We start from the raw sequence: 11,776 nt of genomic DNA on the forward strand, positions 1-11,776 counted from the left end.
CGTCGGAGATTCTTTCCGTCGCTCTGACCGTTCTTTCCGTCGTTTCGATAGTTCTATCCGTCGCTATGGCGATTCTTTCCGTCACTTTGGCGGGACCTTCCGTCGTCGGAGATTCTTTCCGTCGCTTTGACCGTTCTTTCCGTCGCTTCGATGGTTCCATCCGTCGCTGTGGCGATTCTTTCCGTCACTTTGGCGGGACCTTCCGTCGTCGGAGATTCTTTCCGTCGCTCTGACCGTTCTTTCCGTCGTTTCGATAGTTCTATCCGTCGCTATGGCGATTCTTTCCGTCACTTTGGCGGGAACTTCCGTCGTTGGAGATTCTTTCCGTCGCTTTGGCCGTTCTTTCCGTCGTTTTGGCCGTTCTTTCCGTCGTTTCGATGGTTCCATCCGTCGCTGTGGCGATTCTTTCCGTCACTTCGGCGGGACCTTCTGTCGTTTCGATGGTTCCATCCGTCGCTATGGCGATTCTTTCCGTCTCTTTGGCGGATCCTTCCGTCGTCGGAGATTCTTTCCGTCGCTTTGGCCGTTCTTTCCGTCGTTTCGATGGTTCCATCCGTCGCTGTGGCGATTCTTTCCGTCTCTTCGGCGGATCCTTCCGTCGTCGGAGATTCTTTCCGTCGCTTTGGCTGTTCTTTCCGTCGTTTCGATGGTTCCATCCGTCGCTATGGCGATTCTTTCCGTCACTTCGGCGGGACCTTCCGTCGTCGGAGATTCTTTCCGTCGCTCTGACCGTTCTTTCCGTCGTTTCGATGGTTCTATCCGTCGCTATGGCGATTCTTTCCGTCACTTTGGCGGGAACTTCCGTCGTCGGAGATTCTTTCCGTCGCTTTGGCCGTTCTTTCCGTCGTTTCGATGGTTCTATCCGTCGCTATGGCGATTCTTTCCGTCACTTTGGCGGGAACTTCCGTCACTTTGGCCGTTCTTCCCGTCACTTTGACGATTCTATCCATCATTTCGGAGGTTCTATCTATCGCTTTGACATTTCAATCCATTGTTTTGAGGTTCTATCCGCAATTTTGACCACCCTATCCACGATTTCGGAGGCTCTATCCACGATTTTGACGTTTCTATCCACGATTCCAGAGGTTCTATCCGCAATTTTGACCATTCTATCCACGATTCCGGAAGTTCTATCCACGATTTTGACGTTTCTATCCACGATTTCAGAGGTTCTATCCGTCACTAAGTGTTATACGATATATTACAACCATTATCGAGGCAATGGCATTTGAAAAAGCTGTCAGCTGCATTAAATAAACACTCTTGCAATTTGTAACTATTTGTAATTTAGCCCGTCTAATTGGCAATAGAATAAACTTTTTGGAGGCAGTCTAATGAAAAGATTTTTGTTTCTAATTTTATTGGTAAGTCTGTTTTTGGTGTCTGCTTGTACAAATGGAAAAACGCAATCATTAGAAGCTTTTTATAAGGATGCAAAAATTGAAAGTATCGATAAAGTGATTATCCAAGATGGTTCAACGGGTGCTTCAAAAACGATAACTAAGCAAGACCAAATCAATGAATTCATTTCTCTGATTAAAGATATAAAATTTACTCCGCAAGACAATCAAGAAAAACGTGTTGGTTGGAGATATGGTATTACTCTTTTTGATAGTGAAAGAAAATTTTATTTTACACTAAGCGAAATTGATAATACCTACTATGATTCAAACCCGGATATTTATCCTATTGTAGAAAACTATTACAAACAGTTGGAAATTGTAGAAGAGTAAAGATTTTAAAACTAAAGACCTCTTTATTGAAGTTCTATCCATCATAATAGAGGTGCATGAAAAAACCGACTTCCCATGAAATCGGTTTCTGCACCAAGAGCAACTGGATACGGATGTTTTGATAACTTTATCCTCATTCATCTCACCACTTAAAGAGGTTGGAGACTTCTATAGCTGTCGCTTCAATTAACAATTCACTGAAAAAAGTTAAACATTACTGACAATAATTTCGCCAGTTATTGCGTCAATATACCGGATAGGTGATCTAGTATATCGATCACACGCTTGATAGACAAGTTGATAAGATTCTATTTCGTCATCGTAATTTTTGTCCCAAACCAATTGAAAATCGACATTCTCTAGAAATCGACGATACGCTTCTTCCATAGAAATACGTGGTCCTGTTGGAACTTGGCTAAGCTCAATCAAATCAAAGTTTGGTCCAGCATAATTATCAATCTGACCAGTCATACGATTAACAACAACGCCAACCATATCATGAATAAGTATACCTTGGCTATTATAGGCCTGGAATATAAACGATTCTCTTTGTGACGTATTATCTTCTTCCTCATCTTCTCGAATTAATCGTTGGATATAAGGATAGTAATCAGGAATTATTTTCAGTAAAAAATCTAATGCTTTTTGATAACAGGCTGCTTGACTAAGCTGTAGATTCCCTGAGCGTTCATACATCCATATAAAGCTTTGAACTTTACCAGTCTTCTTTGAAATAATAGCTTTTACTGTATCTTCTGACTGCATTTTAAAAAAACTGTTCAACGATAAATCTTTTTCTCTCATCTCCCAATCCCGTATACGCCACACGATTCCTATCTCTGGACCTCTGTCTACTTCTCGAATAAGCTCCAGTTCATCTGTTATGCCGATGATTGATTCATTCGTAAATTCATTGGCAATTAAGTTAGTTGGTAAAGGAGGAAGTGTAGCATAACTTTCAGGCTCATTTTCATCATGAATACTCGTTAATTTTGGTTCTAAAGAATCTGCTTTAAAGTGTAAAAATGAATTTACTTGATACACGAGATGGAGTCCATCTTTCTTCACATTATAAACATCACGAGATAATGTTGTTATTACTAGTTGTAACACCAATTCATTCCGCACATGTTCCATTAGAGCTTTCTTTGAAACTAGCCTTGAAGGAATTTCAGGACTCGTTTTCACTCCGTCATATCTAAATCCAACAATATTTCCCAAAGCATCGACATCTATAAAACAACCAGCATGTTCTAACGGTAAATCCATGACAATTTGTTCAAAATAAAAACGATCCGCACTAGATAGTTGTTTAGCTTTTGAAAACGTTAAATCTTCCAGTGCAGATGGATAATGACTAAGTAAAAATTGTTCAGCACATCTTCTTTTTTCATCAATAGATAAAGAATTTGCCTCAGAAACAGAATCATTTTTTTCAATTGATAAGTATATGAGGTTTCCAGAGCAGTCTAACTCAACAGTCATACTTTCATCTTGTTGTTCAGTTGCCCATGAGAACATCACTCTTTCGTCTTCAGAATACTCTTCTATGATTAGTTTATAGTGACTTGGTAATGGAACAATTGATAGAGCCCGTTCTTTTAGTTTATCTTTTTGCAAAATCAAAACCCCCATGACAATTATTTTTATGTATAGACAAAAACCGATCTCCTAAGAGATCGGTTTTTTAGTTAAATGATTATTGAGCAGCTTTCGCGCGAAGAACCATTTGTAGGATACCACCGTGACGGTAGTAGTCTACTTCTACTTCTGAGTCGAAACGAGCTAAAGCTTGGAAAGTTTTAACTGATCCGTCTTCAGATTTAGCAGTTACTGTTAAGATTTCACGTGGTTTCACGTTGTCAGTAATGTTAACAGAGATTTCTTCTTTACCAGTTAAGCCTAATGTATCAGCTGATTCACCTGGCATGAATTGAAGTGGAAGAACACCCATCATTACTAAGTTAGAACGGTGGATACGCTCGTAAGATTGTGCGATAACTGTTTTGATACCAAGTAAATTAGTACCTTTAGCAGCCCAGTCACGAGAAGAACCCATACCGTAGTCGTTACCAGCAAGTACTACTAAGCCAGTACCTTGCTCTTGGTATTTCATACATGCGTCATAGATGTACTCTACTTCACCTGTTGGCCAGTAAGTAGTGAAACCACCTTCTGTACCTGGAGCAACTTGGTTACGGATACGGATGTTTGCAAATGTACCACGCATCATAACTTCGTGGTTACCACGACGAGAACCGTATGAGTTGAAGTCACGAATTGCAACACCGTTTTCGATTAAATATTTACCTGCAGGTGTATCTTTACCGATTGCACCAGCTGGAGAAATATGGTCAGTTGTAATTGAGTCACCGAACTTCGCCATAATGCGTAAGCCTTCTAAGCCTTTGATAGCTTCTGGCTCTTTTGCAAGACCTTGGAAGAATGGTGGGTTTTGGATGTAAGTTGATTTGTCATCAAATGTGTATAGAGACTCAGTTGATGTTTCAATTGCATTCCATTTTTCGTTCGCTGTGAATACAGTTTCGTATTCTTTTTGGAATAATTCACGGTTAACTACAGTACCTAATACTGCGTTAACTTCTTCAGTTGTAGGCCAGATATCAGCGAAGAATACTTCGTTGCCATCTTTGTCTTTACCGAATGAATCTTTTTGTAGGTCAACATCCACAGTACCAGCAAGTGCATAAGCAACAACAAGTGGTGGTGAAGCTAAGTAGTTAGCTTTTACAAGTGGGTGTACACGACCTTCAAAGTTACGGTTACCAGAAAGAACTGAAGTTACGAATAAGTCGTTCTCTTTGATAGCGTCTTCGATTTCAGGAAGTAATGGACCTGAGTTACCGATACATGTTGTACAACCGTAACCTACAGTGTTGAAACCGATTTGGTCAAGGTAAGTTTGTAAACCTGAATCTTCAAGGTAACCAGTTACTACTTTAGAACCTGGTGCTAAAGAAGTTTTTACCCATTTAGGCACAGTTAGACCTTTTTCTACAGCTTTCTTCGCAACTAAGCCCGCAGCGATTAATACGTATGGGTTAGATGTATTTGTACAAGAAGTGATAGCAGCGATTGCTACAGCACCTGTTGGGATTTCTACATCACCTTCAGCGAATTTAGCTACAGAAGTTTTTGCGAATTCATCTTCAGTTAAACCGAAACCTTGTGTACCTTGTGGTGCCACTACTGCTTCTTTGTAACGAGTACGCATTTGAGATAGTGGAATTAAGTCTTGTGGACGTTTTGGACCAGAAAGGTTTGGTTCGATTTCAGCTAAGTTTACTTCTAATACGTCAGTGTAAACTGGCTCTAAAGTTGGATCGAAGAACATGTGGTTAGCTTTTAAGTAAGATTCTACAACCGCGATGTGCTCTTCGTCACGACCAGTTAAACGCATGTAGTTTAATGATTCTTCGTCAATTGCGAAGAAACCACATGTAGCACCATATTCAGGAGCCATGTTAGAGATTGTCGCACGGTCAGCTAGTGGTAATTTAGTTACGCCAGGTCCGAAGAACTCAACGAATTTACCAACTACGCCACGTTGACGTAATACTTGAGTTACTTTTAATGCTAAGTCAGTAGCAGTAGTTCCGTTTGGAAGATCGCCAACTAATTTAACACCGATAACTTCTGGGATTGGGAAGTATGAAGGTTGACCAAGCATACCTGCTTCAGCTTCGATACCACCAACGCCCCATCCAAGAACGCCGATACCGTTGATCATTGTTGTATGTGAGTCAGTACCTACTACTGAATCTGGGAAAGTTTCGAATGTACCGTCAGCATTTTCGTTTACGTGTACAACTGGAGCTAGATACTCTAAGTTTACTTGGTGAACGATACCAGTTGCTGGTGGTACAGCACGGAAGTTATTGTAAGCAGTTTGAGCCCATTTTAAGAAGTTATAACGCTCAGCGTTACGTTCAAATTCTAGGTCCATGTTTGCTGCTAATGCAGATGCATTACCGTATTTGTCAACTTGTACTGAGTGGTCAATTACAAGGTCAACTGGAATAGCAGGGTTGATTTTGCTTGGGTCGCCGCCCATTTCTTTCATAGCAGAACGTAGAGAAGCAAGGTCAACTACTACTGGTACACCAGTGAAGTCTTGTAATACTACGCGTGAAGGTTTGAATGGTACTTCTGCTTCTGGATCTGCACCGTTACCCCATTTTGATAATTCGTTTACGTGCTCTTCTTTGATAACATATGCATCATATTGACGTAAAACTGATTCTAATAATACTTTGATTGAGTAAGGAAGGTTTGAAACTTTTGCAACGCCAGCTTTTTCAATCGCAGCTAAGTCATAGTAATTATAAGTTTTACCATTAACTTCGAATGATGCGCGGCTGTTGTGTAAATTACCTTGTGCCATTTGCGGATCCCCCTAAATTTCTTTTTGAAAAGGCTATATAAATTTTTAAAGCATCTTTTCTCCAATACCCATAATAGCGTATTTATATTCATAAGTAAATTACATTAATATTATCTTTTTCAATAAGTAATCCTTATGACCCTGGTTTGTAGCCTAATGTTTTTAATTTTTTGATGTGCATAATATGAAGGTTTCGCTAAAAAGAAGTTTTTATACCTTTTATATGAAGTGTATTTAACTGGGGCATTTTTTGGGGCACTCGTAGTTTTTTTAATGGTACCCCACCTATAATATTGAATAATTTATAACAATCGTTCGGACAGGTACTTTATATAGTAGAAATCTTACAAAGAAACATATTTTTTATATAGATAAATCATATTAAAAAAATTTAAAAAAGTCACTCATTTTATAAATAAATAATGAGGACTTTTCATGAACTATTATTTCAATAGATACATTCTTCAGGTTCTTTATCAAAACAAAATCCTTTAAACGATACTGTTCTTAACAATCCAGAATTAGTTTTCTCTAAATACTGGACTTTACAATACAATCTCGGCTCCAGCCAAATCATATCGCGATCTACTTTTGTTGCAATATGTTTGGCGATTTGACGAAAGGCTCTTTTCTTCTGTTTTAAATCCAAACTCAACATTAGCTAGAGCCTTATATTTTTTGTTTATCATTGTGCCCACTAATAATGAAAAAGGATTTTCGCTGTAACCCAAGATAACTGTATCCATAATTTTGTTATATATACTAAAAATAAGGGCGCATTTAGTGGACTTCTATCAATACCTGTTGAAGTTAATGACGGATCCACCGAATCTGGATATCCACCGAAACCTAGAAATTTTAAATCACTACATGCCTTGGTCAAAAAACATCCAAGCTGCATGTGGAAAATAAAATAGCCGTATATCTGATAAAAAAATCAATGATATACGGCTATTCGTGATGCGTACCGAAAAAGTGCGCCTATTTTTTTATAATTCGGGCTTACACTTTATCAATACCTTTTTATAAAAAAGTGTAATTAAACAACACTATTTCACTGTGGACATGTATTCAAAGAATAGATTAATATCTTGTTTCCACTAATTATTAAAAGGCGATTATAACCTGTATATGCCATAATTGTGCGAATTTTGAAGTTCAAACTTACTTCTGCCTATTTTTTGGGAAACAATGTATAAGACCATGAATTAATAAAGTCAGCAATAAATACAATTCCCCAAATTACACCTATTGCAAACGCAGCATCATTTGGATAAGGTGATCCTTTAGCATTTTCATTTCCTAGCCACGAAAAATCACTTAAGTACATCTTTATTTCTGCCAAACTTTCTGTACCAATTACCCATAGAATAGCTTGAACTGTAATGAACAAAACTAAATGAATATAGGATGATACACGATATTTCTTTGCAATATATTTAGGATTATTATTTTTTTCAATAATCTCATAATCTTTATCAGTCAATAATTCAACGCCACGTAACTTTCCAATTTTTTTACGCATCCAACGATCCAATTTGATAAAATCAAGTATACCAAATGTAAAAGCATAAATGATAAAGATGATAATAACGATTTGAAAAGTTGATATTTCTCCTGTTTGACGATAGACATACAGTCCGAGTAATCCCTCAATTATCAACAAAAACAGAAATAAAAAAATAAACATTAGGCTATATCGAGTTTTTTTAAAAAAATAGCGAAATATACCGAATAAGATCAGGGATCCCAATGACAATACCTCTATAGAGATAAACAATTCCCAATTGTAATCAAGGATAACATCCAAAAAATTTTCACTCCCCTTCAAAAGATTGAATAACGGCAAAGGTTTTTAAAAGAGAAAACCTTTACCTAGAATTATGGTCTATTTCGATTTTCAACTTGATTTATCCAGTTTAAATCTGCTTCTAAATGCAAGAGGGTACCAGTGATTAATAAATACCTATTCTCGTCACCTTGAAGAAGAAATTCCGTTTTAAATTTAGTCAATTCCATGACATCTTTCATTATCATCGCTTTTTGTTGATCAAGCATTTTCTTTTCTTGTTCGAAATCAATCTTACGAGCACAGCTCCATTTAAAATGAAAGTCTTCTTTAGTAGAATGATAGGGTACAGGTTCCAGCAACCAATTTTCCAACTCTTTTTTACCTTCCGTAGTGATTTCATAAAGTTTTCTTTCTTGGTCATCCATTCCTACAGATAAGACAAGGTGATCACGTATTAGACGGTCTAGAGTCGTATAAATTTGACCAGGATTAATTTTTCCTTTAACTCCCAGATGGGATTCTAGCTCTAGTTTTAATTCATACCCGTGATTTTTTTGTAGAAATAGCAGAGTTAATATTCCGTACTTAACCGACATAATTACTTAACCTTCTTTGAGTGATGATATAATATTTATTTTACTAGCTGTAGTACTGGAAATCCAAGAAGCAAGGAGACTTAGAGAAACACCAGCAATCAGTGCCAGAATAATATTCTCTAAAGGTAATTGAAAAGATATCAACCCTCCCAATAGTTCGGATTGGCTAGTTGTATAAAGTAAAACTACACCCGAAATTATACCACCAATAAACCCCGACAATCCAATAAGTAAACCTTCTCCAATGATCATCTTTTTAACTTGCTGTTTCGTAAAACCAAACGCTCGCATTGTCCCTATCTCGGTGGTGCGTTCCAACGTATTCATTAATAAAGTGTTTGCTGTACCGATACTAGCTAGTCCAATGATTAAAACTAACATGATTAAAATCAACTCATTCATACCGGTTAATGCTGAAGTAGTTGATTTAATTTTATCTTCTACTGTTTCTACTTTTGAGAGATGAGTGCTGAAATCCAACCATAACTCATTACGTAATTGTTCACCAGTATATCCGTCATTTAAAGTTAATAATATGTCGAAATGATTCGCCCAACCAAATTTATTATTTAAATGATTCTCATCCATAAATGCAACATAGCCTGAGTAATTCGATGTTTTCACTACATCAAGGACTTCAAGTTGTTGTTTACCTGAGGGTGTATTAATGTAAATATATTCTCCTATATTTCCACCCCATTCATCAAAAGCTCTTTCGCCGAGGATAACAGAAGGTTCCTTTGCCAGCTCATAATATAAATTGTCTTTATTAGAACTTTCAAATAAGGTGGGGCCTTCTTCATCTACAGCAAAAATGGAAAACTGTCTCTTCTCCCCATCAGTGGTTACCCATGTAATTGGCGTAGCTTCCGTTAAAGGATCAACATTTACAACAGCATCATATGATAGTAACTTTTCTATATCCTGATTAGACCAAGGTGCTTCTGATGAAACTCTCAGGTCTCCTCCATACGTATTCCTGATTTCATTTTCATAACCTTCAGGTGCGGATTCAATAACAGCACTTAGTAATAATATCACTGCAATCCCCACAGCAAGAATAGCAGCAGTATTAGCATTTCGATTTAATTGTTTTGTAAGGGTTTGCGTTGCCAGACTACCAGAGTAGCCGAAGATTAATTTTAAAATAGGTTTAAATATCCTGCTCACACCAAGTAACAATAATGGAAACAACAAAATGATGCTTACTAAAATCGCTAAATAAGAGATGGGATGATTGATAAATACAAAAGCAAGCAAGCCAACACCTAGAACTGCCCTAACTATGTACAGGCTTCTCGATGATTGGGTTTGATTTGCCATTTTTAATGTCAATAACACAGAGGTTTTCCCCGCATTGTAAATAGGAAATAATGAAGATACAACAGGAAATAAAATTCCAACTACTACAGCTATTAATGCAGGTATTTTCCAATTTAATGTGTAAACCATGTCAAATTCAAATACGCTTAGTAAAGTTTGCATGAACATATCCCCAAGCCAAATTCCCATAGGCACCCCAACAGCTGTACCTATTAGCCCCAACAGTAGTACTTCAATAAGAATAAGTCTGGAAACAGAACTTTGTAGATATCCGAAACTTTTCATGATTGCAAATTCCTTTTTTCGCTCCATAACACTTGTATAAATCATATTAAAAACAATGAATCCGCTAATAAACATAGATAACCCAGCAATTAAGTAAAAGAACGTATATAGTCCCCCTATATCGTTACTTTGTCGATCATCCGCGACAACTGGTTGTACATATACATTTGAATTACGAAATTCTTCCTGGAGAGATTGAAAAAGTTTCTCTCCTTCTTCAGTTGTTTGAAATCTTACATAGGAAAGTTTGTCCTCCATACCAGTCCATTCTTGTAGCAATTCAAGTGGAGCCATGATTCGGAAGCTGGTTGATTCAGCACGCTCCCAGTTACTCGGACTTGCAAGCAACTGCGTATATTCAACAATGGCGGAAACCTTAGCTTCTCCCAAATCGGTAAACCTAATTGTATCTCCTACTTTTTTATTTAACAGATTTGCAACAGCTTTTGGTATCACCAAACCTTCATTATCCAAACTCCCTTCGATAACGGGAAGTTTCAGTAAAGAACTGCTTTGATCATTCACGCCTGTAATTCGGACAGATCTTTGATTTAAAGATTGATCACCCTCCAGCCCAAAAAAGGCTTGTTTATCAAGTGCAAGCATGGTTTCCGTCACAATTGGGCTAGTTAAAACTGACGAAACCACATCCTCAGAGTAAGTATGTTCATCGCTTAGAACCCAATAATCCGCATTTGCCACATACATTTCTTCATAATAATCGAAAACATCATTTGTTGTTTTATCTGCAATAAGCATAGATGTTACAAAAGCTATACCTAAGATTATCCCAAGTAGGGAAATGAAAAACCTTTTTTTATTTTGTGTGATATTACGCCATGAAATTCGCCACATATTTAGCATAATCATCATCCTTTCTAGAAATCACTTGATCAATAACACCATCCTTAAAAAGAATAATTCGATCAGCAAACCCAGCTGCGAAAATATCATGCGTTACCATGATGATTGTTTGATTATTCTCTCGATTGAATCTTGATATTAATCCGAGTATTTCTTCGGCTTTACCTCTATCTAAATTTCCTGTTGGTTCATCGGCTAATAGAACAGAAGGATTATTAACTAACGCCCTGGCTATAGCAACTCGTTGTTGTTGACCGCCACTCAGCAAATTAGCACGTTTCCGACCAAGTCCTTTCAATCCGACAGAATCAAGTAGTTCTATAATAATTTGGTTCTTCTTTTTAGTTAAACTACCATCTGCATGAAGAGGGAAAGCTATATTTTCTTCTACACTTAATGTAGGGAGTAGCTGGTAATTCTGAAAAATAAAACCGATATACTTTCTACGAAATATCGTTCTTTCTTTTTCCGTCATATTACTTAAATTACTTTGATTTATCACTATATCTCCTTCAGTAGGGACATCAAGACCCCCTAAAAGTTGTAGTAATGTGCTCTTTCCAGAACCACTTGGGCCCATTACAGCCACAAATTCGCCTTCTTCAACGTTCAAATCAAAACCCTTCAAGACTTGTGTTCTTTCTTGCCCCTGTATAAATTCCTTTTTCAAATTTCTAACTTTAATCATGTTTTAATTCCTCCTATCCTTTCGAAATTATTATATACTAAGTATATAATGCATAAAAGTAAAATCGTTTAAATTTCATTATAAATTATG

9 protein-coding genes are annotated in these 11,776 nt (G+C 37.2%); 3 read left to right on the forward strand and 6 right to left on the reverse strand.

Features of this window, described 5'->3' with window-relative positions:
* From ABH966_RS16230 to ABH966_RS16240, 3 genes are all read left to right on the forward strand, one after another.
* The coding region (locus ABH966_RS16230; RefSeq protein WP_370080110.1) for a hypothetical protein at nt 1–233 on the forward strand (233 nt) is incomplete at its 5' end.
* A 246-nt stretch (nt 234–479) separates the two neighbouring features.
* Entirely contained in the window at nt 480–1,232 is a 753-nt protein-coding gene (locus tag ABH966_RS16235) for a hypothetical protein (RefSeq protein ID WP_370080112.1), read from the forward strand.
* Between the two features lie 102 nt (nt 1,233–1,334).
* On the forward strand, nt 1,335–1,733 hold the full coding sequence (locus ABH966_RS16240; protein ID WP_370080114.1) for a hypothetical protein: 399 nt from the start codon (nt 1,335–1,337) through the stop codon (nt 1,731–1,733).
* Between the two features lie 207 nt (nt 1,734–1,940).
* Here the strand turns inward: ABH966_RS16240 and ABH966_RS16245 are convergent, their stop codons facing one another.
* The 6 genes from ABH966_RS16245 to ABH966_RS16270 form a co-directional block, all read right to left on the reverse strand.
* Nucleotides 1,941–3,353 carry a YcdB/YcdC domain-containing protein gene (locus tag ABH966_RS16245; RefSeq protein WP_370080116.1) on the reverse strand — a complete coding sequence of 471 codons (1,413 nt, stop codon included), beginning with the start codon at nt 3,351–3,353 and terminating at the stop codon, nt 1,941–1,943.
* Nucleotides 3,354–3,432: 79 nt separating this feature from the next.
* Entirely contained in the window at nt 3,433–6,138 is a 2,706-nt protein-coding gene (gene acnA / locus ABH966_RS16250; RefSeq protein WP_370080118.1) for an aconitate hydratase AcnA, read from the reverse strand.
* A 1,174-nt stretch (nt 6,139–7,312) separates the two neighbouring features.
* Nucleotides 7,313–7,948 carry a hypothetical protein gene (locus tag ABH966_RS16255; protein ID WP_370080120.1) on the reverse strand — a complete coding sequence of 212 codons (636 nt, stop codon included), beginning with the start codon at nt 7,946–7,948 and terminating at the stop codon, nt 7,313–7,315.
* A 71-nt stretch (nt 7,949–8,019) separates the two neighbouring features.
* The gene (locus ABH966_RS16260) at nt 8,020–8,526 is read right to left on the reverse strand and encodes a PadR family transcriptional regulator (protein WP_370080122.1); all 507 of its coding nucleotides are present in this window, start codon (nt 8,524–8,526) and stop codon (nt 8,020–8,022) included.
* 6 nt (nt 8,527–8,532) lie between these two features.
* Entirely contained in the window at nt 8,533–10,998 is a 2,466-nt protein-coding gene (locus ABH966_RS16265; RefSeq protein WP_370080124.1) for an FtsX-like permease family protein, read from the reverse strand.
* Nucleotides 10,967–11,686: an ABC transporter ATP-binding protein gene (locus ABH966_RS16270; protein ID WP_370080126.1), complete on the reverse strand. Its 720-nt coding sequence runs from the start codon at nt 11,684–11,686 to the stop codon at nt 10,967–10,969. Before ABH966_RS16270 ends, ABH966_RS16265 begins: the two co-directional genes overlap by 32 nt.
* Between the last annotated feature and the right edge of the window lie 90 nt (nt 11,687–11,776).

Source organism: Lysinibacillus sp. RC46, assembly GCF_041262385.1.
Lineage (GTDB): Bacteria > Bacillota > Bacilli > Bacillales_A > Planococcaceae > Lysinibacillus.

What these genes read in the sequence shown, in the direction of transcription:
- ABH966_RS16240 (WP_370080114.1), top strand. Translation starts at nt 1,335, where the DNA reads ATGAAAAGATTTTTGTTTCTAATTTTATTGGTAAGTCTGTTTTTGGTG.
- acnA (WP_370080118.1), bottom strand. Translation starts at nt 6,138, where the DNA reads ATGGCACAAGGTAATTTACACAACAGCCGCGCATCATTCGAAGTTAAT.
- ABH966_RS16260 (WP_370080122.1), bottom strand. Translation starts at nt 8,526, where the DNA reads ATGTCGGTTAAGTACGGAATATTAACTCTGCTATTTCTACAAAAAAAT.
- ABH966_RS16265 (WP_370080124.1), bottom strand. Translation starts at nt 10,998, where the DNA reads ATGCTAAATATGTGGCGAATTTCATGGCGTAATATCACACAAAATAAA.
- ABH966_RS16270 (WP_370080126.1), bottom strand. Translation starts at nt 11,686, where the DNA reads ATGATTAAAGTTAGAAATTTGAAAAAGGAATTTATACAGGGGCAAGAA.